The organism is Robertkochia sediminum (genome assembly GCF_016786255.1).
GTDB lineage: Bacteria > Bacteroidota > Bacteroidia > Flavobacteriales > Flavobacteriaceae > Robertkochia > Robertkochia sediminum.
On the sequence record NZ_JADMKT010000076.1, the window covers coordinates 1,863 to 26,485 of the forward strand.

23 protein-coding genes are annotated in these 24,623 nt (G+C 41.9%); 15 read left to right on the top strand and 8 right to left on the bottom strand.

Going from position 1 to position 24,623, the window contains the following annotated elements; genetic code table 11:
• Window positions 1-331: 331 nt before the first annotated feature.
• On the bottom strand, window positions 332-1,030 hold the full coding sequence (locus IS446_RS09725) for a DUF4294 domain-containing protein (protein WP_394370963.1): 699 nt from the start codon (window positions 1,028-1,030) through the stop codon (window positions 332-334).
• Window positions 1,031-1,135: 105 nt separating this feature from the next.
• On the opposite strand from IS446_RS09725, the gene IS446_RS09730 reads away from it, so the two are divergent.
• Together IS446_RS09730 and IS446_RS09735 are read left to right on the top strand one after the other, a co-directional pair.
• The gene (locus tag IS446_RS09730; protein WP_203060229.1) at window positions 1,136-2,224 is read left to right on the top strand and encodes a M42 family metallopeptidase; all 1,089 of its coding nucleotides are present in this window, start codon (window positions 1,136-1,138) and stop codon (window positions 2,222-2,224) included.
• A 5-nt stretch (window positions 2,225-2,229) separates the two neighbouring features.
• On the top strand, window positions 2,230-2,778 hold the full coding sequence (locus tag IS446_RS09735; protein WP_203060230.1) for an NUDIX hydrolase: 549 nt from the start codon (window positions 2,230-2,232) through the stop codon (window positions 2,776-2,778).
• 11 nt (window positions 2,779-2,789) lie between these two features.
• Here the strand turns inward: IS446_RS09735 and acs are convergent, their stop codons facing one another.
• The 4 genes from acs to IS446_RS09755 form a co-directional block, all read right to left on the bottom strand.
• Window positions 2,790-4,703 (bottom strand): acetate--CoA ligase, encoded by a 1,914-nt coding sequence (gene acs, locus IS446_RS09740; RefSeq protein ID WP_203060231.1) that lies wholly within the window; start codon window positions 4,701-4,703, stop codon window positions 2,790-2,792.
• Between the two features lie 156 nt (window positions 4,704-4,859).
• Window positions 4,860-5,816: a phosphoribosylaminoimidazolesuccinocarboxamide synthase gene (locus tag IS446_RS09745; RefSeq protein WP_203060232.1), complete on the bottom strand. Its 957-nt coding sequence runs from the start codon at window positions 5,814-5,816 to the stop codon at window positions 4,860-4,862.
• 45 nt (window positions 5,817-5,861) lie between these two features.
• Window positions 5,862-6,323 (bottom strand): hypothetical protein, encoded by a 462-nt coding sequence (locus IS446_RS09750; RefSeq protein ID WP_203060233.1) that lies wholly within the window; start codon window positions 6,321-6,323, stop codon window positions 5,862-5,864.
• On the bottom strand, window positions 6,323-7,282 hold the full coding sequence (locus tag IS446_RS09755; protein ID WP_203060235.1) for a PhoH family protein: 960 nt from the start codon (window positions 7,280-7,282) through the stop codon (window positions 6,323-6,325). The genes IS446_RS09750 and IS446_RS09755 overlap by 1 nt, the downstream gene beginning before the upstream one ends.
• A 176-nt stretch (window positions 7,283-7,458) precedes the next feature.
• On the opposite strand from IS446_RS09755, the gene IS446_RS09760 reads away from it, so the two are divergent.
• From IS446_RS09760 to dnaN, 5 genes are all read left to right on the top strand, one after another.
• Window positions 7,459-8,292: an SAM hydrolase/SAM-dependent halogenase family protein gene (locus IS446_RS09760; protein WP_203060236.1), complete on the top strand. Its 834-nt coding sequence runs from the start codon at window positions 7,459-7,461 to the stop codon at window positions 8,290-8,292.
• Window positions 8,292-8,588 carry a putative quinol monooxygenase gene (locus IS446_RS09765; RefSeq protein ID WP_203060238.1) on the top strand — a complete coding sequence of 99 codons (297 nt, stop codon included), beginning with the start codon at window positions 8,292-8,294 and terminating at the stop codon, window positions 8,586-8,588. The genes IS446_RS09760 and IS446_RS09765 overlap by 1 nt, the downstream gene beginning before the upstream one ends.
• Before the next feature lie 32 nt (window positions 8,589-8,620).
• Window positions 8,621-9,334 carry a gliding motility-associated ABC transporter permease subunit GldF gene (gene gldF / locus IS446_RS09770; RefSeq protein ID WP_203060240.1) on the top strand — a complete coding sequence of 238 codons (714 nt, stop codon included), beginning with the start codon at window positions 8,621-8,623 and terminating at the stop codon, window positions 9,332-9,334.
• 8 nt (window positions 9,335-9,342) lie between these two features.
• Entirely contained in the window at window positions 9,343-11,010 is a 1,668-nt protein-coding gene (gene gldG, locus IS446_RS09775; RefSeq protein WP_203060242.1) for a gliding motility-associated ABC transporter substrate-binding protein GldG, read from the top strand.
• A gap of 72 nt (window positions 11,011-11,082) precedes the next feature.
• Window positions 11,083-12,201 carry a DNA polymerase III subunit beta gene (gene dnaN / locus IS446_RS09780; protein WP_203060243.1) on the top strand — a complete coding sequence of 373 codons (1,119 nt, stop codon included), beginning with the start codon at window positions 11,083-11,085 and terminating at the stop codon, window positions 12,199-12,201.
• Window positions 12,202-12,335: 134 nt separating this feature from the next.
• On the opposite strand, the gene IS446_RS09785 is transcribed toward dnaN, so the two are convergent.
• The 3 genes from IS446_RS09785 to IS446_RS09795 form a co-directional block, all read right to left on the bottom strand.
• Entirely contained in the window at window positions 12,336-12,692 is a 357-nt protein-coding gene (locus IS446_RS09785) for a DUF4870 domain-containing protein (RefSeq protein WP_203060245.1), read from the bottom strand.
• Window positions 12,693-12,885: 193 nt separating this feature from the next.
• Window positions 12,886-13,773 (bottom strand): mechanosensitive ion channel family protein, encoded by an 888-nt coding sequence (locus IS446_RS09790; protein ID WP_203060247.1) that lies wholly within the window; start codon window positions 13,771-13,773, stop codon window positions 12,886-12,888.
• 10 nt (window positions 13,774-13,783) lie between these two features.
• Window positions 13,784-14,281, bottom strand: a complete 498-nt coding sequence (locus IS446_RS09795) for a Dps family protein (RefSeq protein WP_203060249.1) — start codon at window positions 14,279-14,281, stop codon at window positions 13,784-13,786.
• Between the two features lie 166 nt (window positions 14,282-14,447).
• Between IS446_RS09795 and mnmE the strand changes: the two genes are divergently transcribed.
• The 8 genes from mnmE to IS446_RS09835 all read left to right on the top strand — a co-directional run bounded on the left by mnmE (window position 14,448) and on the right by IS446_RS09835 (window position 24,272).
• Entirely contained in the window at window positions 14,448-15,869 is a 1,422-nt protein-coding gene (gene mnmE, locus IS446_RS09800; protein ID WP_203060251.1) for a tRNA uridine-5-carboxymethylaminomethyl(34) synthesis GTPase MnmE, read from the top strand.
• A gap of 180 nt (window positions 15,870-16,049) precedes the next feature.
• On the top strand, window positions 16,050-17,144 hold the full coding sequence (locus IS446_RS09805) for a site-specific integrase (RefSeq protein WP_203060253.1): 1,095 nt from the start codon (window positions 16,050-16,052) through the stop codon (window positions 17,142-17,144).
• On the top strand, window positions 17,144-18,742 hold the full coding sequence (locus tag IS446_RS09810) for a hypothetical protein (protein ID WP_203060254.1): 1,599 nt from the start codon (window positions 17,144-17,146) through the stop codon (window positions 18,740-18,742). The genes IS446_RS09805 and IS446_RS09810 overlap by 1 nt, the downstream gene beginning before the upstream one ends.
• A gap of 139 nt (window positions 18,743-18,881) precedes the next feature.
• Window positions 18,882-19,190: a helix-turn-helix domain-containing protein gene (locus tag IS446_RS09815; protein ID WP_203060256.1), complete on the top strand. Its 309-nt coding sequence runs from the start codon at window positions 18,882-18,884 to the stop codon at window positions 19,188-19,190.
• Window positions 19,187-19,831: a BT4734/BF3469 family protein gene (locus IS446_RS09820; RefSeq protein WP_203060258.1), complete on the top strand. Its 645-nt coding sequence runs from the start codon at window positions 19,187-19,189 to the stop codon at window positions 19,829-19,831. The genes IS446_RS09815 and IS446_RS09820 overlap by 4 nt, the downstream gene beginning before the upstream one ends.
• A complete protein-coding gene (locus IS446_RS09825) occupies window positions 19,824-21,617 on the top strand; it encodes a DUF3987 domain-containing protein (protein ID WP_203060259.1) in 1,794 nt (597 codons plus the stop codon). Before IS446_RS09820 ends, IS446_RS09825 begins: the two co-directional genes overlap by 8 nt.
• 504 nt (window positions 21,618-22,121) lie before the next feature.
• Window positions 22,122-22,964 (top strand): caspase family protein, encoded by an 843-nt coding sequence (locus IS446_RS09830; protein WP_203060261.1) that lies wholly within the window; start codon window positions 22,122-22,124, stop codon window positions 22,962-22,964.
• Complete coding sequence (locus IS446_RS09835; RefSeq protein WP_203060263.1) at window positions 22,965-24,272, top strand: DUF4831 family protein; 1,308 nt, start codon at window positions 22,965-22,967, stop codon at window positions 24,270-24,272. It begins immediately after the preceding gene.
• Window positions 24,273-24,623: the final 351 nt, after the last annotated feature.

The following is a 24,623-nucleotide window of genomic DNA, read 5'->3' on the forward strand; positions in this document are numbered from 1 at the left end:
TGAAAAATCATGCCGTTTGTGAAAGAACTTTTACCCTAGTTCAAGGCCCTTTTACAAGAGCGCTTATCCCTTAAAGCGGGTGCAAATATAAGACGGGTTTTTTAATCCCGACAACTATTCAGGACTCTTTTTTTTAAAAAAAAGCACCCCCGAAAAGATTACCTTTCATTATCAGCTTCTTACAGCAATAAATTGATGCAAAAACCGGAAAGGTCTTTTTAATTTCTACAATGATGTCACAGAAAAAATGAGCGTTTGCTCATTGTGCTTATAGTAGTAGGTTTGATAAAAGCGGACTTTAAAGATAAGAAAAAATATACTTACCGTCCAACTATTTTGGCTGTAAATCACTGGAAGTCCACTTGTTAGTGAGATCCTCGTAATCAAAACCCAAGGCTGTGGGCTGAAATTCCAGCTTATTTACTGCAAAGGCACGCTGTAATATATCTTCAATAAGGTAGTCTTCATGTACATTACCCGGTTCGTACGTTTCCTTTAGGGAAATATCGAACATGCCGGCCGTCGTATTGTACCAAAATGCACGCCAACCACTTCGAAGGTCTTTTACCAGATCGAAAGCCGTGATCCCGGTTTGCCGGTAGATCAATTTTACCAGTATCTGTCCCTCTGTTCGCGTGAGTTTCTTCAGTTCTGCCGCAAATTCCTCTTCAATATATCGCTGAATGATCTTTGTGTAGCGCTTTCTGGCCGCATTCCCCTCAATCTGATTCAGGCGCTCATTAAGCTCCGTCAACCTGTCGGCAGCCATTTTCGCATAAGGATACACCTTAAGCGTCTTTCTTCTTAATATATAATAACGTCTTTTGGCATTGTAGCTATCAAAGTGAAGCGGCTGGAAAATAAAAACAGGCTCTAACTCTATCGACGTCCTCGGGAGCGAATCGCCCTCAAAGAAAAAATATTGCTTCTCGACAGAATCCCGCTGCTTTGCAAGTGTATCCGCAGGCGACTCCTGGGCCAAAGATACCGCAAAAATAAGGGTCGATATAATAAACAAACAGGTACGCAAGAGATGTAGATTTGAGCTCTTTCAAAAATAGGAAATAACTTCGGGAGGCCTTATTAAATCTATGTGAATTTCTTAATTTCGTGGAATACCTAATATACAACACATATGGCTAAGAAAAGTATCCTGAATAAAGACTCCATGAAATTCCTGGAGCGCTATCTCAACAACGCCTCTCCTACCGGTTACGAATGGGAAGGACAGAAGATCTGGATGGACTACCTGCGTCCTTACGTAGACACCTTTATTACCGACACCTACGGTACAGCGGTTGGGGTTATTAATCCTGAAGCCAAATACAAGGTGGTTATCGAAGGACATTCTGATGAGATCTCCTGGTATGTGAACTACATTACCGACAACGGACTCATCTACGTGATCAGAAACGGAGGAAGCGACCACCAGATCGCACCCTCTAAAGTGGTAAACATCCACACCGACAAAGGCATCGTTAAAGGTGTGTTTGGCTGGCCGGCCATTCATACCAGGAAAGATGAAAAAGAACAAGCTCCCAAACTCGATAATATCTTTATTGATATAGGAGCCAAAGACAAGGAAGAAGTTGAAAAACTCGGGGTACACGTAGGATGCGTGATCACCTATCCTGATGAATTCTTTATCCTCAACAAGGACAAATTTGTTTGTCGCGCCTTAGACAACAGAATGGGCGGCTTTATGATCGCTGAAGTAGCGAGGCTTTTAAAGGAAAACAAAAAGGAACTGCCTTTTGGCCTTTACATCACCAACTCCGTACAGGAAGAGATCGGGTTACGCGGGGCAGAAATGATCACTCATACCATAAAACCAGACGTGGCTATTGTTACCGATGTAACCCATGACACCACCACCCCGATGATCGAAAAGAAAAAAGAAGGACACACCGAGATCGGAGCGGGACCTGTGATCACCTACGCACCAGCAGTACAAAACAAACTCAGGGAACTCATTATCGAAACAGCCAATAAGAAGAAGATCCCATTCCAACGCCTGGCTTCATCCCGATTCACCGGGACCGATACTGACGCCTTTGCATACAGCAACGGAGGAGTTCCTTCAGCTTTGATCTCACTGCCACTGCGCTATATGCATACCACTGTAGAAACTGTACACCGTGACGATGTGGAAAATGTGATCAAACTCATCTATGAGAGTATCCTGCAGATCAAGCCTCATCACAACTTCAGCTACTTTCAATAAGATCTATGGATGAATGGGTAGACATATGGACTTCTGAAGGGAGTCCGACAGGTGAAAAAGTCCTTAAATCGGAAGCACACCGAAAAGGACTTTTTCACCCTACCGTTCACCTTTGGATCGGTAATTCAAAACAAGAACTCTTATTACAGCAACGGGCGCTGCAAAAGAAAACCTTTCCGGGAAAATGGGATGTGTCTGTGGCGGGCCATATTAGCGCAGGCGACCAACCTTTGGCAACCGCAGTAAGAGAATGTGAAGAGGAACTCGGAATTACCATCGATACTGCAGACCTTGACCTTATCGCCATTCTGAGATCAGAGATCAAACATTCTGAAACCCTTACCGACAGGGAATTTCATCATATTTACTTCACAAAACTGGATCTGCCCTTAACTGCATTCACCTTGCAAAAAGAAGAAGTTGCTCAGGTGAAATGGTTTCCCATAAGCCAGTTCAAAGTCATGCAAGAGCAACCGGAGCAGCACAAGGAGATGATCCCTTTTGAAAAGGATTACCTCCTGGAGCTTTACCGTTATATTTCTTTAAAAGAATAAGCATAGACCGATCACGTTTTGATCACCCCTTCCTTAATAGCCTCCACGACCTCAGGATTAAGTAGCGTAGAAATATCTCCCAGGGAAGAATCGTCACCGGAGGCGATCTTGCGTAAGATCCTCCTCATGATCTTTCCACTTCGGGTTTTAGGCAATCCTGGTACGAATTGCACCTTATCGAGCTTGGCTATAGGACCTATGTGTTCTGTGATCTGCTGATTGATCTCTTTACTCAGGTTGGTGCGATCCCTGCTCTCTCCTACTTCCTTCAGAATCACAAAACCATACAAGGCATTACCTTTAACCGGATGCGGAAAGCCAACGATAGCCGACTCTGCAACAGCAGGATGCTCATTGATCGCATCTTCAATAGGTGCGGTACCAAGGTTATGACCGGAAACGATCACCACGTCATCTACCCTACCTGTGATCCTGTAGTACCCAACGGCATCCCGAAGGGCTCCGTCACCGGTAAAATACATATTCTCAAAACCTGAAAAATAGGTCGTACGATAGCGTTCATGATCACCCCAAATGGTACGCGCCATACCCGGCCAAGGGAATTTAATGCAAAGCCTTCCGCTCACCAGGTTCCCATTGATCTCCTCTCCTTTCTCATCCATCAATGCAGGTTGTACTCCCGGAAGAGGAAGCGTAGCATAGGTCGGGATCGTTGGTGTTGCATAAGGAATCGGTGCGATCATAATACCCCCTGTTTCCGTTTGCCACCAGGTATCTGTAATAGGACATTTATTATTCCCTACGTTATCATTATACCAGTGCCATGCCTCTTCGTTAATAGGCTCCCCAACCGTTCCCAAAACCTTCAGGGACGACAGGTCATACCGGTCAACATAATCCAGCTTTTCTTTAGCAAGGGCACGAATAGCCGTAGGTGCGGTGTAGAACTGATTTACCTTATGTTTTTCTACGATCTCCCAAAAGCGTCCGTAATCGGGATGCGAAGGCACCCCTTCGAACATCAGGGTGGTCGCCCCATTGGCCAGGGGACCGTAAACAATATAACTATGCCCGGTAATCCATCCTATATCGGCCGTACACCAATAGACATCATCATCCTTATATTGAAAAATATTCTTGAACGTATAAGCACTATACACCATATACCCCCCACAAGTATGCATCATGCCTTTTGGTTTGCCTGTTGATCCTGAAGTATAAAGAATAAATAAAGGGTCTTCTGCATCCATAACCTCCGGATCACAACGGCTGTAAGCCTCATCGAGTAATGGCTGCAACCAAAGGTCCCTTCCCTTATGCATATGAACATCTTCTCCGGTACGCTTTACTACAAGCACCTTTTCTACTCCATCACACTGGGTAAGCCCTTCATCTACGATAGCCTTAAGGCCTATGGTCTTCGCTCCACGAAACCCTCCATCGGCAGTGATCACCATCTTACAATCTGAATCGTTTATTCGCGTAGCCAGGGCCGTAGAAGAAAATCCTGCAAAAACTACAGAATGAATAGCGCCTATACGCGCACAGGCCAGCACGGCAATAGCCAGTTCGGGGATCATGGGCAAATAAATACACACCCTGTCGCCTTTTGCTATACCCTGCTCACGGAGCACATTGGCAAAACGCCCCACCCGCTCATGAAGTTCTTTATAGGAGATCTTGACTGCAGGCTCATCCGGACTATTCGGCTCCCACAATATGGCTGTTTTATCACCTTTGGTAAGCAAATGACGATCTATACAATTCTCTGTGATATTCAATTTCCCACCGGCAAACCATTTTACCTCGGGCTTCTTAAAATCCCACTCCAGAACACGATCCCACTTTTTTCGCCAGGTAAAGTGCTCTTCTGCTATTTCTGACCAGAAATTCTCTGGATCTCTAACCGATTTTCTATATATCTGGTAATACTCTTCCAGATTCTTAATGTGGTAGTTACTCATAAATGCTTTGGTTAATGGTAGTTAAGTTAGAAGAAGTGATCTTGAACACGGCCTTCTTCTCTCCTCTCAAATAAACAAGAAACTTAAGTTTATTGCAAAAAAAATACCCCGAACAACGGGGTATTTAGCATATTTTCTCTAAACAGAACTCTGCGTTTATAACAGCTCTTTAAGGTAACGCGTTACATTATTCGCAATTCTGTTATCAATATCTGACAGGTCGGCTTTTTCAAATTTTTCTCCGGTGATCTTTTCATAGAGCTCGATATAGCGCTCAGAAACAGAAGTCACATATTCATCGGTCATCTCCGGCACCTGTTGTCCTTCAAGCCCCTGAAAACCGTTGCTTATTAACCATTGTCTCACGAATTCTTTAGACAATTGCTTTTGAGCCTCGCCTCTGGCTTGTCTTTCTTCGTAACCATCGGCATAGAAATAGCGGGATGAGTCGGGCGTATGGATCTCATCGATCAACACGATCTCACCGTCGGCAGTTTTCCCGAATTCGTATTTGGTATCTACAAGGATAAGTCCGCGTTTTGCAGCGATCTCTGTACCTCTTTTAAATAAGGCTTTTGTATATTTTTCAAGAACCGCGTAATCTTCAGCAGAAACAATTCCCCTTTTCAGGATGTCTTCACGAGAGATATCTTCATCGTGATCTCCTTGTTCTGCTTTAGTTGCAGGCGTTATGATCGGTTCCGGGAATTTGTCGTTCTCTTTCATTCCTTCCGGCATGGGCACGCCACAAAGTGTGCGTCTTCCTGCCTTATATTCTCTGGCAGCGTGACCCGACATATATCCGCGAATAACCATTTCTACCTTAAAAGGCTCACAGCGCTTACCTACAGCAACGTTAGGATCGGGTGTCCCCATTAACCAGTTAGGCACCAGGTCTTCGGTATCCTTCATCATTTTCGTAGCGATCTGGTTCAAAATCTGCCCTTTGTACGGGATTCCTTTAGGCATGATCACATCAAATGCAGAAAGCCGATCGGTGGCGATCATTACAAGGAGGTCATTATCCAGAGAATACACCTCTCTCACTTTTCCTCTGTAAACAGCTGTTTGTCCGGGAAAATTAAAATCGGTTGCAGTAATGGTATTGCTCATAAAGTATTAGAATGAATTACGGCTCAAAGATAATCTTATTCTCTTTTATCCTGCGATTCCTTTCTTTCTTTTCATAAAATACCTGACCCCGTTAAACACAGCGATCCTGAAAAAGAAATAGATACCACAAAGCATCAGAATGGCAGGAATATTAAAACTGAACATCAACTGGTCTGCCGGCCAAAAAAGTGCATTATATACAGGACCACTGATCAGAATATGAAAGCTTATCGCTACGAACAATCCCAACACCTCTTTAACTACCTGATAACCATTAAAAACAAGATCTAGGAGACGGGATACCAAAAACATCAGGACTATAATGGTAATCAACGATACCAGAGAAAACACGATCCACATAACGGGGTTGGCCACAAATGTAGATCCTGGTCTGCTTATATGATCGTAAATGTCATAGAAGGTATAAAGTAAAAGTCCGCCACAGATCACCATCCACGGACGATCTTTTCTAAAAAAGTCTCTGAACAACGGAGTCATGGTGCCCATTAGCTATTAGCGTGTTCGATCTTCTTATAAGCTGCGATGATATTTTTCACCAAGCGGTGTCTGATCACATCCTTATCATCGAGATAGAGCATGCCCACCCCATCGACATCCTTGAGTACGAGGATAGCTTCTTTGAGTCCGCTAATCACCCTTCTTGGTAGGTCGATCTGCCCCGGATCACCGGTGATCATGAATTTCGCGTTCTTTCCCATACGGGTAAGGAACATTTTCATCTGGGCATGGGTGGTATTCTGGGCCTCATCGAGAATAACAAAGGCATTGTCAAGGGTTCTCCCACGCATAAATGCCATGGGAGCGATCTGAATAATTCCGTTCTCGATGAAATTGGTAAGCTTTTCTGCCGGGATCATATCGCGCAGCGCATCGTAGAGAGGCTGCATATATGGATCCAGCTTCTCCTTGAGATCACCGGGTAAGAACCCGAGGTTCTCACCGGCTTCTACCGCAGGACGGGTAAGAATGATACGCCTTACCTGCTTTTCCTTGAGGGCTTTTACTGCCAGGGCCACCCCGGTGTAGGTTTTTCCGGTTCCTGCAGGGCCAATAGCAAAGACCATATCGTTCTTTTTCATAAGCTCTACCAAACGCTGCTGGTTCGGGGTTTGTGCCTTGATCAACCTACCGTTCACGCCATGCACCAATACCTCGGCATCGAGATGCTTTTGATCTGCTTCTTCTTCCCGGGCATCGGCCGTAAGAATACGCTCGATCACATTTTCATCCAGGGTATTGTACTTACCAAAATGAGCAGCGAGCATGTCAAACCGTTTATCGAACTCCTCTAGCATTTCTTCATCGCCATAGGCTTTGATCTTATTTCCACGGGCAACGATCTTAAGCTTGGGAAAATACTTTTTAAGCAGTTGGATATTGACATTCTGCGGACCGAAAAATTCTTTCGGGCTAATTTCTGAGAGTTCGATGATGAGTTCGTTCAAGGGCTTTCATTTTTTTGGTGGATAATTATCAAGAATACCCAATAAAGTTCAAACCAGAATTAAATAATCGTATTCTTTTTATTAGGTTTGTTCACAGTTGTGATCTTCATGAGGGTCCTAAACAAACTTAAGCAAAAAAGCATTTCTCAATTCAAAAACATATCAACAATTTATAAATGGCAATCATAACTCTGACTACAGATTTTGGGATACGCGACCACTTTGTAGGAGCCATTAAAGGGTATATTTACAGTGAATTACCGGAAGCGGTAATTGTTGATATTTCACATCATGTGAGTCCGTTCAATATCACCGAAGCGGCCTACATTCTAAAAAATGCCTACAAGACCTTTCCCAAAGGTACCGTACATATCATCGGGGTCGATTCTGAACTCACCCCGGAGAACCGTCATATTGCGGTGACCATTGATGGCCACCATTTTGTGGGAGCAGATAATGGCATTCTCTCTTTCCTGGCACAGGAAGTTGTTCCTGAAAAAATGGTAGAGATCAATATCCACGACCGGGTGCAGGAAGGTATTTTCCCGGTGCTTGATGTCTTTGTAAAGGTTGGAGCACACCTCGCCCGTGGCGGACAACCGGAAGTGATCGGAAAGCGCATTGAATCCATGAAAGTTCTTAAAGGCCTTGCCCCCGTGATCAATACCTCCGAAGACCAAATAAGCGGAACCGTTATCTATATCGACAACTACGGTAATGTGATCACCAATATTTCCAGGAAGATCTTTGATAAATACCGCAAAGGGCGCGATTTTGAACTTTGGGCGCGTAATCACAAATTCAGCAATATTCACCAAAAGTACAGCGATGTGGTAAACTTTAACTCTGAAAAGAGCAAGCGCAATGCCGATGGCGAGAAGCTGGCCATCTTTAATTCCTCAGGACTCATCGAGATCGCCGTTTATAAAAGTAACCTGGAAACCGTAGGTGGGGCCTCAAGTCTTTTGGGGTTAAACTACAGGGATTCCATTACCCTAAAATTTATTTGATGTTCATAAGGATCGTAAAACTAGGGTTCAGGGATGATTTTATTGAAACCTTCCTGGAACATTTCGAATCGGACAAACACCATATAAGACAATTTCCCGGGTGCCGCCACCTTGAATTGTACCGCGATAAGAACGACCCTTGCCAATTTTTTACCTATAGTTTTTGGGATGCTGAAGAAAGTTTGGAGCAATACCGGAACTCCGAACTTTTTAAGGAGATCTGGAGCCGTACCAAGCTCGGATTTAACAGGCGTCCCGAGGCCTGGAGCGTTAACCGTTTAGAAAGTTTACCTTAAGTAATTATATTTAAGCCTCAATACTGCCAACTATGCTTGCTATTTTAAAAAGAGAGATCAGTAACTTCTTCACCTCCCCCATCGCATACCTTGTTATGGGAATTTTCCTGGTGATCACCGGGTTGTTCTTATGGGTATTCAAAGGCCCGTTTAATATTCTGGATAGCGGATTTGCCGATCTAACCCCTTTCTTTGAGATCACCCCCTGGATCTTTGTGTTTTTGATCCCTGCCATTACCATGCGGACCTTTGCCGATGAGCGGCAATTAGGCACCCTCGAATTATTGCTTACCAAACCTCTTGGCATTAATAGCATCGTACTCGGGAAGTTCATGGGAGCCTTCCTGTTGGTAGTCATTACGCTGATCCCAACACTGCTCTACGTCTATACGGTTTATATATTAGGCAATCCTCCAGGGAACCTCGATACCGGAAGCATTATCGGTTCTTATACCGGACTCTTATTTCTTGCCGGAGCCTTTACCGCTGCAGGGGTATTCGCTTCGTCGGTAAGTAATAACCAGATCGTAGCTTTTATCCTGGCAGCTACCCTTTGTTTCGCCCTGCTGTTTCTGCCACATAGTATTTCCGGATTGGATCCGGCATTGGTATGGATGGCCCCTTTGGGGATAAAATATCATTTTGAAAGTATAAGCCGTGGCGTACTTAGCCTTGCCGATCTGGTGTACTTTCTCAGTATTACCGTTCTGTTTATTTCCTTAACTGCCACATTTCTGAAAAAATGATGCCGACCATGAACTCAACCCTAAGAAAGACCTCGGCCATAGCCGTTCTCGTTATCGTTCTATTGCTGGTGAACTACCTGGCCGGTTTAAGCGGGATACGGGCCGACCTTACCAAAGACCAACGCTACACCCTGAGCAAATCTGCCATTAACGCCGCCTCTGAGTTAGAAGACAAGGTGTATGTGGATGTATTCCTGGGAGGCGATCTTCCGGCAGAATTTAGAAAACTAAGGTCAGAAACGCGTCAGTTACTCATCGAATTTCAAAGAGAGAACCGCAATATCTATTTCAACTTCATTGATCCCCGTGAGGATAACGAAGAAGAAACCATGGCAAACCTCCAGGCTATGGGACTTACCCCTGTTTCGGTCACTACCGGGGAAGGAAGTAAGGTTTCCCAGGAACTGGTTTTCCCATGGGCACTTGTTAATAATGGCGCGCGTACCGTACGGGTAGCACTGATGAAGAATACCTTGGGAGCCACTGCAGAAGAGCGGGTGATCAACTCTGTTCAGCATTTGGAATACGCCTTTGCCGATGCCTTTGTAAAAGTTGGTATCACCAACAAGCAAAAGATCGCCGTACTCAAGGGCCACGGGGAGCTGGATGATATTTTTATTGCCGATTTCCTGGCCTCGCTGGGCGACTATTACGATCTCGCTCCCTTCCAACTGGAGAGTAACCCCGAAAATGCAGAGGTGATCCTGGAGCAGCTAAAGGTCTTCGACCTTGCCCTCGTAGCGAAACCCTCGAAAGCCTTCTCGGAAACCGATAAATTGGTGCTCGACCAATTCACCATGAACGGAGGAAAAAGCCTTTGGTTGGTAGATAAGGTTGCCATGACCATGGACAGCCTGTATAAGAATCAAGGAGAAGCCATTGCGCTGCCCACCGACCTTAACCTGGACGATATGTTCTTCTCTTACGGAGTGCGTATCAACCCGGCATTGGTAAGCGACCTTTACTTTACGCAGATCGTTCTGGCCACCGGATCTGGAACACAAACCCAATACAACCCGGCTCCGTGGCTATACCATCCTATGGTATTCTCCAAAGAAGATCACGCCATAAACACGAACATCGAAGCCGTACGTATGCAGTTCGCCAACCCTATAGACACGCTAAAGAATGGTATCAGGAAGGAGGTATTACTCACCTCTTCTCCACTGTCAAAACCGGTTGGTGCACCTGCGGTGGTGAGCCTGGAATCGGTAACACAGGAACCGGATAAGGCAAGCTTCAACCAAGGCGGTATGCCACTGGCCGTATTAATGGAAGGAGCATTCACTTCAGTCTACAGAAACAGGGTGAAACCGGTTTCGCTTGTGGAATATAAAGATTCGGGAAAAGAAAGTGCCATGATCGTGATCGCCGATGGCGATCTGATCCGCAACGACCTCCAGAATGGCAATCCGCTGGAACTGGGCTACGACAAGTGGACCAACAATTTTTACGGCAATAAGGAGTTCCTGCTCAATTGCGTTAATTACCTTTTAGATGAAAGCGGACTTATAAACATTAGGGAGAAAAAAGTGAGCTTGCCATTTATAGATCAGCAAAAGGCCTATGATGAAAAAACGCGCTGGCAGCTTGTAAATATTGGAATCCCAGCAATTTTGACCCTATTGGCCGGGATCCTGTTCACCTACTTCAGAAAACGTCGCTACAGCCGTTAAATGTTAATAAGTTATTTTCAAATTAATAACCAATTAGGATATCTTTGTAAGTGTTAGAAAACAACAGATTAGATGAAATTTATTGTATCAAGCTCGTACTTGCTTAAGCAACTACAGGTATTAGGTGGTGTTATTAACAGCAGTAACACCCTGCCCATTCTGGACAATTTTCTTTTTGAACTGGACGGCAACAAACTAACCGTATCTGCATCCGACCTGGAAACGACCATGAGTGCTGTTCTGGAAGTAGATTCAGATTCTCAGGGAAGCATCGCTGTTCCTGCAAAACTACTGCTGGACACCTTAAAGACCTTCCCGGAACAACCTCTTACTTTCGTAGTTGAAGACAATAACACGGTAGAGATCAGCTCGAACTACGGTAAATATGCGCTTGCATATGCCGATGGAGCTGAATTCCCGAACACTATTGAGCTCGCAGATCCAAGCTCCACAACTATTCTTGGAGACATCCTGGCTACTGCGATCAGTAAGACCATCTTCGCTTCCGGTAATGACGACCTCAGACCGGTAATGAGCGGCGTGTTCTTCCAGTTCTCTCCTGAGAACCTTACCTTCGTAGCTACCGATGCTCACAAACTGGTTAAATACCAACGTCAGGATGTACAGGCCTCAGAGGTGGCAGAATTCATCATGCCTAAAAAACCTTTGAACCTGCTTAAGAACATCCTCGCAGGATCTGAGAATGAAGTAACCATCGAATACAACGAGAGCAACGCCAAGTTCACCTTTGAGAACATCGAACTGGTTTGTCGCCTTATCGACGGTAAATACCCAAACTACGAGGCGGTGATCCCTAAGGAAAACCCAAATCGTCTGAGCATTGATCGCGTACAGCTGCTTAACTCAGTAAAAAGGGTATCGATCTTCTCTAATAAGACGACTCATCAGATTCGTTTGAAGATCGCCGGTGCAGAATTGAATATCTCTGCAGAAGACCTCGATTACAGCAACAAGGCTGAAGAGCGCCTTACCTGCGATTACCAGGGAGACGATATGCAGATCGGATTCAACTCACGATTCCTAATGGAGATGCTCAACAACCTGGCATCTGAAGAAGTTTCTTTGGAAATGAGCCTTCCGAACCGTGCGGGTATCCTTACGCCATCAGATGCTCTTGATGAAGGCGAGCACATTACCATGCTGGTTATGCCGGTGATGCTGAACAACTAAGCACAAGAAGTTACCATAAATAGAAAAGCCCGCTTATCGCGGGTTTTTTTATGTTATGAGGTTATGCCCTCCTTCGCTAAAGCTATGGAGGACGACGCAGTTATACAAAAACTTCACCTCTTTACCTCTTTACTCTAAAAAAACTTAATACTTAACGGATAATAAGGTTCTTCTCCGTTAGAGGCTTTAATGGCATTAACAATAGGAAAAACAAAGGCCATGATCCCAATGGCTATAAGCAATAGAATACCCAGGCCAAAGAGCAGGATCAAAGGGATACTTATAAGGCAGTAAATGAAAACACTTATCTGAAAGTTCATAATAGACCTTCCGTGTTCATCCATATCCAATACCCTGTCTTTATTGGAGAGCCACAGCACCAGCGGAACAATGAATCCGCCAAATCCTGTAACATAATCCAATAACTGGGTTAAATGGGTGATCACTAATAACTGGTTGTCTACTCTTTTTAAACTCATTTGATTTTCCATGCTTTGTGCTTTGATTGATGGTTTACAATGATATGACGCAAAAGTATGGGAAATGTTACAGAACAGTGATGTCCTCCTTTGCTAAAGCTATGGAGGATAACACGGGTATGCGGGTATGAAATCAACATTCCGCAATTCAAAATCCAAAATTTATTGTCTGAAGCTTCAATTCCCTGTTTCCACGTCTACCCGTTTACCCGTCTACCTGTTTACCTGTTTCCGGAATAGGATTAGAAAAATCGATCGTACGTATAGGAAATGGTATAACGATACCGTTTTGGTCGAATGCCTTTTTAATGGCAATGATGGCCTTTCCTTTAGCCTTAAGGATTTCTAGTCCGGAGGTAGAATTAATGGTAAATCGCACCTCAAAATCGATCGAACTATCATTGAATTCGGTATAAAAGAACAAGATCTCAGAAGCTGAGGTTACCGCATCAAAATTGGAAATAATGGCCTCTTTAACAACATCTCTCACCTGCTCCAGGTCTGAATTGTAGGCTACACCACAAGTTAAGATCACCCTGGATTGCGCTGTTACCGAATAATTCTTCATGGGGTTTTCGATCACCAGCTTATTGGGTATGGAAACCATATTGTTGTCTATTTGCCTTAAGGTAGTGGTGCGTAAATTAAGATCGACCACCTCTCCTGTAAATCCGTTAGTCTCTACCCAGTCACCTAATTTAAGGTATTCAACAAATGAAAGGGTAATTCCCGAAAAGGTATTGGTGAGTGCACCCTGTAACGCCAGACCAACGGCCAGACCTGCTACCCCGGCACCGGCAAGAAGCGAGGTGAGCATCTTATCCAATTCAAGGATACCCAAGGCCAGAAAGAGTCCGAACAGGATCACCAGTACAGAAACCAGCTTAGCTCCCATACGTTTTACAGAGAGTTGCAGGGAGGTACGCCCAAGGATCTTTAACATTAGCTTATTGACATACTTGGAAACGATATAGGATACCAGGAATACGAGGCCTGCCATCAAAAAATCAGGTAGGTTCACGACCAGCGTATCCAGCCATGAACCTACCTCACTCTTAAACGTATCCCAGAATCGGGAAAGTTGTTCTTTCATTCAGATGGTATTAAGATAAGTTTACTTTTAATGTTTCATGTGTTTTCATACGCCACGCATCGAGCATCCATGACGTTTTCTCCATCTCCCTGATGTAAGCTCCGATCAGATCGATGGTACCTTCATCACCACCATTATTTGCAACATTTACCACTTTACGCATTTGCCCCAGTATAACGGCATGGTCGCGTAGTAGTCTTTCGATCATTTCCACATCGGTAAGGTCAGATGGCGATTCCTTCAGATTGGAGATCTCCATATATTCAGAGAGATTACTTACCGGACGATGCCTTAAGGTCAAAATACGCTCGGCCAATTCATCGATCTTAATCTTGGCGTCATCGTACATCACTTCAAACTTCTCATGGAGTTCAAAGAAATTACTTCCCGTGATATTCCAATGGAAATTCCTCAACTTCTGATAGTACAAATGATAATCGGCCAACAGTACGTTGATTTCGTAAACGGTTTTCTCAGTTTTATTCTTGTCTAAATTTAAATAATCCATAAATCTTTCTTTCATTTTTAAGTTTACTGTAATTAATATAAGACAAAGAAGCTCTTACACAAGTTTTTAACACGATTTAACTTACTATAATAGTCGTTTTAACATTCAGTAAATTATCGGCTTACTATTCTATTCTCAGATTCGTATTTTTGTTGAAAATTTTGAAATGAATATAGAGGATACCATAATTGCCTTAGCCACCCCTTCAGGAGCAGGGGCCATTGCCGTGATCAGGATCTCAGGAAAAAAGGCTATTGCTTTTGCCGGGAAACATTTTCGTTCCATCCACGGGAAAGACCTGACCGCGCAAAAGACCCATACCATACATCTGGGACATATTGTAGATGGAGAGCGGGTTTTAGACGAGGTATTGGTATCACTCTTTAAGAATCCGCATTCCTATACCGGAGAAGATGTGGTGGAAATATCCTGTCATGGTTCTCCCTACATCCAGCAGGAGATCATACAGTTATTCCTGAGAGCGGGGTGTCGTATGGCCGATGCCGGGGAATTTACCCTCAGAGCCTTTCTGAATGGCAAAATGGACTTGAGCCAGGCAGAGGCAGTAGCCGACCTTATCGCCTCAGACAATGCGGCGGCCCACCAGATCGCTATGCAACAGATGCGGGGCGGATTCAGCAATGAGCTGGCCAAGTTGCGGGATGAACTCATGAACTTCGCTTCCCTGATCGAACTCGAACTCGATTTTGCTGAGGAGGATGTGGAATTCGCTAACAGGGATGAATTTGGTAAGCTCCTGGAGCGTATTCGCAATGTCCTAAAAAAGCTCATCGACAGTTTTGCCACCGGAAATGTGATCAAGACCGGTATTCCGGTAGCCATCGTCGGCGAGCCAAATGTAGGGAAATCGACACTGCTCAATGCTTTGCTTCAGGAAGAGCGGGCTATTGTAAGTGATATTGCAGGAACCACCCGCGATACCATCGAAGATGAAATGGTGATCGGCGGAATAGGATTTCGCTTTATCGATACGGCCGGGATTCGGGAGACCAAAGATGTGGTAGAGAGTATCGGGATACAGCGCACGTTCGAAAAGATCGAAAAGGCTCAGGTGGTGATCTACCTTTTCGACTGTGAAACCGTCAAGAAAAGTCTGCAGGGCGAAACCGGTCCCAATGGCCGCACCCTGGATACCATCATCACCGAGATCGGGAAGATCAAAAATAAGTATCCACAAAAGCATTTGGTGATCATTGCCAACAAGATCGATGTGCTTTCGAACGAAGAACTGGACAAGGTATCGGCACAGATCCCGGAAGCCCTTCACCTCTCGGCCAAAACCGGAACGGGTGTCGATCTGCTGCAGGATAAGCTACTGGAATTCATCAATACGGGAGCCCTTCGCAATAATGAGACCATTATAACCAATACCAGGCATTACGACGCCCTTCTCAAAGCTTTAGAAGAGATCGACAGGGTAAGAGAAGGTTTAGAGGCCGAACTGCCGGGAGACCTGCTCGCTATCGATATTCGTCAGGCCTTATACCACTTTGGGGAGATCACCGGGGAAATATCTAGTGATGTCCTTCTGGGGAACATTTTTGCGAATTTCTGTATCGGAAAGTAATGTATCTTCCTTTATTACTCTAACACCTTCTTTTACTGACATTAGAAGATTATTTATTTCTCTTTTTTGTTGCTAATCTGCTTTTGTTTGCATTAATTTAGTTTCTAGTTTGTTGCTAAATGAGATTTATCTGTTGCTAACAACATACTACTCCACCAAGATCATTGTAATCAAAGCAGGATGAAAGTCACTTTAAGAGAGCGGAATCAGGGAGGTAAAACAAGTCTTTACCTGGATTACTACCACCAGGGTAAACGTAAGACGGAATATCTCAAGCTTTACCTGGAACCCAATCCAAAAACAAAAGAGGAAAGAGAAGCAAACAAAGCAACCAGGCTACTCGCGGAACAAGTAAGAGCCAAGCGACTTCTTGAAGCACAGAACAAGGTATACGGCTTCAGAGACGACCGAACTTTAAAGAGTAGCTTTATTAGTTATATAGCAGACCTTACCGAGAAGAAGATAGACAGTAAAGGAAATTATGGTAACTGGGATAGTATGCTAAAGCACTTAAAAGCCTATATCCCGTTTGGTATTACCATAGCTGAAGTCGATAGAAAATTTGTCGAAGGATTCAAAAATTACCTGGACAAGGAGGCTCGCACTAAGAGCAACAAAGGATTATCTCAAAATTCCAAGTACTCTTATTTCAACAAGTTCCGGACTGCTTTGAAACAAGCGGTTAAGGATGAGATACTCGCAAGTAATCCTTCAGAAGGTGTAGCCGCCTTTAAACAGGATGAACCGCAAAGGGAGTTCCTAACAAAGGAAGAATTACAAACAGTAGCTAACACCGAATGTGAAATCCCACTTCTTAAAAATGCCTTCCTTTTTTCATGTTTATCCGGTATGCGATGGTCTGATATTAACAAGTTGATCTGGTCTGAAGTTCAGTATTCAAATGAGCTTGAGCACCATATCCGGTTCCGGCAAAAGAAGACCAAGGGAGCTGAAACCCTGCCTATTTCAGAACAAGCACTCGGCTTATTGGGGGAAAGACAGGAAGATGAAGAAAGAGTATTCAAAGGGTTAAAGTATTCTGCATGGTATAATCTCAAACTTCAACAATGGATTTTAAAGGCCGGTATCTCAAAGAACATCACCTTTCACTGTGCAAGACATACCTATGCCACATTACAACTTTCTTCAGGCACCGATATTTATACGGTCTCAAAACTTCTGGGACATAGAGAGCTTAAAACGACCCAGGTCTACGCAAATATCATAGACGAGAAGAAAAAAGAAGCCGCTAACAAAATCAAACTAGACCTATAATGATATTGACTCTTTTTAATGAAATCCTCACCGGGGACCTACGGCCATACATCGGGGATAACCGGAGTGAAAGCTATTTCTGTAACAAGTTAGCGCTAAATACAACGGTAAAAAGCCCCAGGAGATTCCTAAAGCAACTAGGGAAATTCCTTTCTGAACATCCACTTTTATCTGCTAATCAGGAGATAAATCTAACCTTTGACCCAGAAGGAAATACAATAGAAATTGGGTTTACTGAAGATGAGATTTTCACCCCAATAATAGGAGTGGAATACCCCGCTTTTAATGACACCACTGCGTACTATGCCCACTTAATTCTTCGTGAGAAGGCTGAGGTTATCAGCAAAATAGACAATCAGGCACAACAGTCACACTCCTTAAAAGATACCAGGCTTCATCTAATAAAAGTATTGAACGAGATAGAAAGCCTGTTAACCACAGTTACAAAAGCTCTTAAAAAACTTCCTAACCAGGACATTCCTTTCTATCAGCCAACAGGAAAGGAATCGGAAACCGACCGCATCCAAATGAATACCCATTATATTTTCGATATGGTACAGTTTACACTAAAAGAACTATATCTGATGATTACTGGATCCTATAGTGAAATCCTCAATGGATATGGGAGGTCAGAAACTGAATTGTACGAAGACCTCCTGCAGAAAACCTCTCCTGAAATGTTACGCCTGCAGAGCCAAACGACTTTTTGCAAAATGAAAGCTAAAAGATATACTCATAAAGATATGTTCAAAGGCTCAGAAATAATTGCGACACTAAAGGATGCATATGAACTCCATAAAAAGGGAAAGCTCTACAAACCACTCCAAGAAACGATTACGGCCCTGGAAAACTTGATATTCCTACGTGGCTCATCTAATAGAAACAATTCTTACCATTTCGAAGACCTTTGTTCACCGGATTTCAGCCCCCACATGGTTAAACCCTATATAGAATCATACAAGAAGGAAGTTAAATCTCTTGTGTATGGCTATGAACGAATGAATAAATTGGAAGAGATTTCCCAAACACTGACCAAGTTGCCCTTAGAGGATCTGGATGAATTTAAGGGTAACTATTCCATTCCCCGGCTCCTGCAACGTTGGGTGAATTTTCAAAAGGCCCTGTACAAAGATCATCCTTCTCAAGTATTCTCCACCACAGCAACTCTGCTTAAAAACAACTCCAGCCTATTAAACCCTAAGGTCAAGTTGGAAAAGGTTAGTCTTCAAAATCAAAAAGAAATAGCACGTAAGTACCTTAATTTCTTTTCTGGTGACAATATAAAGAACACAAAAATAATGGCCGGCGAAGACTACCTGCGGCTACTTCACTATGTAGATCATTTGATAGAGCATTGTAGTGTTCCTGAAAAGGTTAAATCTATCCCTCAAATTGGCGTCACTTCAGAGTATATAAGGTACACCTTTTACTTGATTCATAAGGAATTATACACCACCCGGCCGGTAAGAGACTATTTCATTGATTTCATCCATCTTGTTTTCGCCCAGTTTAAGGACATTTCTACTAAAACAACTAAAACAAAATTCAGTGCTAAACCAACTCATTATGAGGTCGATATGAAAAATATGACTAAGTAATAATGGTAAAGTAGCGTTACCAGGTAATTACCTTTTCATTACCAACTCTCTTTGTTACGTAGTTCACTCCGAACCTGTGTTCTTCTCGGAGTTAACAAAAGAACACACTCAAATTGTTCAACCTTAAATACGTAACAAAATGGCAAAACATCATCGTATTATTGAAAAGCTCGAAACCATCGAGCGCATGCTCGAAGAGCAGAATCTTCTAAAAAAAGAGGTGCTTAACTTTAGTGAAGCCTGCCTCTACATTGGCTGCAGCCAAAGTCACTTGTATAAGCTAACAAGCAAAAAAGCAATACCACACTTTTGCCCTAGAGGCAAACGGCTCTACTTCAAAAGATCGGAATTAGACCTATGGCTACTGCGAAATCCCAGCTTTACTAGCGGCGACATCACCAACCAAGCAGATGAATACCTAACCAATAAAGGTAAGCTTAAGTTATGAAAAAGTCATATCAAAACACACCATCAGCTTCCTTTCCAAAGGAAAACCCTAGAGATTATAACGAATCCCGCGACGATATTACCTTCGCAAATGATATAAATCAGCCCGTATTTAGCTTTTTTAAGGGTCCTATATCCAATACCAAACCCACCAGGGAAATAGGGTTATTGGATATATACAACCTAATTAAGGGAGAAACCTATAAGCAGCAAACCAGCAATCTTCGAAAGACAAAAGAGTCACAAACGGCAAGAAAGCGGAAATCCAACCTTGATTATGTCACCTTTTCCGGTACGTTTACCTCACGATCAGAAGCAGACTTGAAAATGCATTCTGGGCTTATGGTTTTAGATTTCGACTTATTAGAAAACCCAGCCAAGGTGAAATCAGATCTTCTAAAGGATCCCTATTTTGAAACTGAATTACTATTCCTTTCACCTTCTGGAAATGGCTTAAAGTGGGTTATAACTGTTGATCTATCTGCAGTAGACCATCCCAACTACTACAGAGCAGTTACCAATTACCTAAAGTACACCTATGGATATGATGTGGACCCATCCGGAAAGGATATATCCAGAGCATGCTTTTTAGCTCATGACCCTAATGTTTATATCAACCCAAAAAGAATAAACCATGAATAAGAAGAAATTTAACCCATCCTCTTGGTTAGAGACACCCAATAAAGCAAAGACAAAAGCTACTCTTGTTGATCAGGGATTGGATGCACAAAAAGAAAAGGTCGAAGTTATCATCCAGGAGATAGAATTACTCAGCCTCGATATAACAGCAGACTATGAGGATTGGAGAAATATAGGATTCATAATTTCCGATACATTTGGCGAAACAGGAAGAGATAAGTATCACAGAATTAGCCGTTTTTACCCGAATTACACCCCTGAAGAGTGCAACAAACAATATGATCAATGTCTAAACTCTCATGGAAAAGGGGTAAGTCTTGGTACACTAATTTATCTTGCTAAGAAAGGTGGTATTCGTTTTCCAAAAGGCTTACAAGACACTGTAAGTTCAAAAGGAAGCGTACCAAATTTCCCAGACACTATCTTCGAAAGTCTGCCTAACCTTTTAAGGTCCGTGACCAACGTGGCTTTTTCCAGAGAAGAAAAAGATATTCTCCTATTGGGCGCTGTTGTTGCATTAAGCGCATCCATGCCTTGGATTTATGGTATTTATGGTGATAAAAAGGTATATACCAACCTATACCTGTTTGTCTCGGCTCCTGCCGCCGCAGGTAAAGGCAGACTAGAATTATGCCGGTTATTAGTAGATCCTATACACAAGGAACTAAGAGAAATGTCGAAGTTAATGATGCAAGAATACGATAAAGAAATGGCGGAGTACAACACCGGCAAACACAGGGAAGACAAAAAAAAGCCTACCAGCCCCCCAGAAAGAATGCTATTCATTCCCGCCAACAACAGCTCTACCGGGGTATACCAGATACTTGGTGAGAATCAGGGGAAAGGACTCATTTTTGAAACTGAGGGAGACACAATGGTTCAAGCCTTCAAAAGTGACTATGGAAATTACTCGGATGGATTCAGAAAGGCTTTTCACCATGAAACGATTACTTATTATCGCAGAACCGCCCGCGAATACATGGATATTGAATCCCCTCGCTTATCAACTATTCTTTCGGGAACACCAAAACAAGTGACCGCCCTAATTCCTAACGCAGAAAATGGCCTTTTCAGTCGGTTTATGTTTTATTCCATGAAGGTACGGCCCATCTGGAAAGATGTTTTTGAAAGCAATACTGAACAAGGTGTAGAGGAATATTTTAAAAGCATAGGCCTAGAATACCATAAGTACTATAGGGCAATGAATAAAGGTCAGGAAATCCAAATATGCTTAACCCAAGATCAACAAAAACAATTTAACGCGTTCTTTAGTCAGATTCAAGAACAATTTCTATGGTTGCAGGGAGCACAGTATATGGCCACCATAAGAAGGTTAGGTTTAATCGCCTATAGAATATGTATGGTTTTTACAGCTTTGAGAACCATGGACAATGGGGAAGTTAGTGAGCAAATCGAATGTGATGACACAGACTTTGACAACATCTTATTGATGGTAAAAGTTTTATTCAGGCATTCTGCAAAAGTATTTGGAGAGCTTCCGGCGGATAAAACGATACGTAAACGACCTAACCAGAAGGAAAAGTTCCTCCAATCATTACCCCTATCCTTTAACCGAAATCAATACGCTGACACTGCAAAGGCATTGATGATTAAGGATAAAACAGCCCAAGGGTACATAAGAGACTTTGTCAATAAAGGTCTTATTCATCATGAAAAGCATGATCATTACGTTAACACCTACCTGGAGGAATTGCAGGATTCACAGGATTCACAGGATTCACAGGATTCACAGGATTCACAGGATTCACAGGATTCACAGGAAAGCTAAACGGCTTTTTCTAAGCCGATTAATGCCATGCAGAGGTAATCCGCTAAATCCTCCATATCCTCAAAATCCTGAAGCTCCCAATACTCACGAACCAGAACTTACCTATACTTATGCTAATAAATTAGTGTGGATTAGAACAATCTAGCTATTCCCTTTAAATGCCGCCAAAACTCCCAACATACATATCGCTAGCTCAAACACCTGAAATCAGATTATAGACAGTGAATTTTGGTGGGATCTTGAAAATCTCCTGGAAACTCCTTGGAAACAGCCCCCCCATACCCTATTTGAAAGTCATTTCCCTTTAGTATATGGTCCTACTACTGCCGGGTAGAGCCTCACCCCTGCTCATATATGTTCACTTTTTCCATTAATGAAGTTTCTGGTCCTGACCAAAAATAATTCAGATGGTTATAGATATTTTCTTTACATTGTCAGGATAATACCTATATTTATATCTCCTCCAATCCTTCACAATTACAATTAAACACTACATAATGTATTATGAAGGTTATAATTTTTATACCCATCTTGCTGTTGTTTTTTAATGATTCTAACATTTCAAATCAAACCTACACACAAAAAAAAAATGCCCTTTTAATAGGCATGACAACAACTAATCTTTCTCATTTATATAGTAATACGGCAACGAGTCTTGCATCATCTAACATATCAAGAATAAATAATATTCTAAAGAAAGAGAAATTCAACATAAAAGAATTAGATAGTCCAAATAGTACAGAATTTCTAGAAGCTATAAAAGAGAGTCTGTCCCCTTTAAAAGAAGATGATTTCTTAGTCATCTATTACTACGGCCACGGAGGCCAAGTGATTGACGACCCTAATGATTGGGATCTGGAACTAGATGGATTGGATGAAACATTTGTCACCCGTGACCGGGAAGTAAAAGATGATGAACTATATGAGATATTACTACAAAATAGAAATAGTCCACGGGTTTTAATGATTATTGATGCATGTAATTCTGGTACCTCTTACAAAATGAGACCAGAGTTACCTGATTTTACATATAAAAATTCATACAATTTTTTGGACACACCTCAGATTGATAAATTTAAGGTTCTCAAACCTAATCTAAAAGCTCAACTGGACCGAATTATTACACTAGACTTAATTTATCTAAGCTCATCTAGTGATGGTATGGCCATTCCTTCGGATACATTTTCAAAGGTTATTACTCGAATTTGGAACAATGGGAATTTTAAAGGAGACTACAATAAATTCTTCAGCAAAATCAAGGATAAATCTTATCTATACAATATTTATCCTACCATGGATACTTCAAATGCTTCTAGCAACTTCATTAACTCTCAAATACTTAAATAAATGAATTTTAGATTTTCAATTTTACTAATGCTCATTTTATCCGCATGCAGTAGTGTGAATACAGTACCTCTTAATGATGTCAAAAAAACGTCAAATGGCTTCTATTATGCCTTGCCTAAAAACAACATCTCTGTTTCATTTGAAATAAAACAAACCTCCTATAAAAAAGGCAAGTACTGGGAATGTGCAAAAAGTTTAGGTTTCAATGAAAATGAAATTATCGATGATAAGAAGGAAAAGACAGTCTATTCAATCGAAAACGTGACAGTCACACCTAAAGTATATTTAGATGATACTAAGATATACAAATTGAAAATCAATCAATCCTTCCTAAATAAAACAGATTTTAGTTTAGAGTACAATAAACAAGGAGAATTAACTTCAGGATCACAAAAAATCGAAAGTCAAATTATTCCCTTCACCTCTTCAATTGCAGGGATCGTTTCTAAACTAATTGTACCTGGAGGATCATTAGGCCCTACAGCACCAGGATTAGTACCCCCCAGTAAATGTGACCCTGGAAAAATAAAATTAATAATTCAAGAAATTGGTCAAATTCAGAAGCAAAAATTAGCTGTTCTAGAAGTATCAGCAACCCTTTCAAATGAACAATTGAAATTCAGACTTGACAAATTGGACGAAATTGAAAACAATCTAATTAGTCATTTCACTGGATACAAGAAAATAACTACAAAAACAGTGTCTTTTGAGATTTCTCCCGAATCCGTTTACAAATATCCAACTAAAAAACAAGAGCTATTTAGAATTAGTGAAAATAACGGCTTAAGGAGGATTTACGAAATGGACAACACTCGTCCCGATTCGACAAACATAATTTTTGCATCTAAAGTTAATCTAGACGGAAAAAATTCTAAGGCAATTTCAATAACTTTAAATAGCTTAGAACAGTTTACAGATTCCATTGCAACAAAAATACAAGCTATAAAAGATGAATCTGAAACAATCACAGGAAGCTTCTTTTATAGAATCCCAAAAAATATTGAAATAAGGATTTTGAAAGGAGATAAAACTATTAAATCAAAAGAATTACCCATTCCCCAGTTAGGAATTGTGGTTGGGGCTCCTTCTAAACTAAAAAAATTCACATTTAAGCTTCATCCTGGACTTGGATCAATTCTATCCTTTAATGGGAAAACTGATTCCATTCCAATTGGGGATATAGATTCCATATTGAATAAACTAGTGAAGACTGAAGATGAAAGGACGATTGAGACTTTAGAGAATCAATTGAAAATAAAAGAACTTAGACAAAAGCTAGAGAGCGAAAACACCGAAGACGAAGGTTAAACCTTCTGCATATTATAGTATGACAACTAAGACTTAATTCGAAAACTAAAAATTATATCCAACTGACTAAACACTACTTTTTGGGTTAAGTCTAGGTTGTCATATTTTATTCTTATCATTAGAACCCTGGATCCCAGCAACTGTATTTAAATCCTCCCTCAATTTTAAACAATTCATTTATTGGGTATGATTTAAATTCTTTCTTTAATATATCTATCATTGTACTCTAGAATACACAGGTCACTCCTTTCTCTTTTAAATAATAAAAGTTCTCTCCCTTTACGTCAAGTGGGGATAGTAGATTTTTAAACAGGACCAACCATTTCAAAAACGGGCGACTAATTTCATATA